This is a genomic window from Candidatus Cardinium hertigii (assembly GCF_050864855.1).
GTDB classification, from domain to species: Bacteria; Bacteroidota; Bacteroidia; order Cytophagales; family Amoebophilaceae; genus Cardinium; species Cardinium hertigii_C.
In genome coordinates this window covers 1-531 of record NZ_JBOZWW010000032.1, presented here as the reverse complement: position 1 = coordinate 531, position 531 = coordinate 1, and the positions used below count along the sequence as shown (strand labels likewise).

1 protein-coding gene is annotated in these 531 nt (G+C 34.3%); it reads right to left on the bottom strand.

The window, feature by feature from the left end:
* Positions 1–71: 71 nt before the first annotated feature.
* Positions 72–531, bottom strand: a 460-nt coding sequence (locus ACRRVB_RS00970) for an IS5 family transposase (protein ID WP_432466148.1), incomplete at its 5' end; no start/stop codon positions are given.

Here is a 531-nt window from a genome sequence, read left to right as displayed (position 1 = left end):
TAAGGATGCATAAATTTAGTTATTTAGTGATTTTCAAGTTAATCTTTGTATATTTTAGATATACCATCCCCCTAAAAACCCTTTAAAATGATATTTGGAGCTCTATATAAATTATAGGCTATAGATTCCATAACATGTTGCGTATGCGTTTTATCAAGGCCTATATACCTAGTCCCTCCACTACGGAACCACCTCTTAATACTTCCAAATACCCTTTCTACTTTATATCGCGTCTTAGATACCAATTTATTAAACCGTTTAGCAGCAGGTGATAAAGGATGATTTCTACTACCTTTCTTTTGAGTAGCTGATTTTAATTTCTTGTTTTTTAGTAAAGTTTCGTTGGGCAAACCGCTATAGCCTTTATCTCCATAGAGCCTGCTTCCTGCTTTTAGCGATACTTTATCCAATAATATAGGTAAATGGGCACCATCATGACTAGATGCTTTTGTAGTACTGACTGACAGAACTAAACCTTCTTTACTTTCTACAAGGACATGTCGTTTATACCCATAGTAAAGATTATGACCT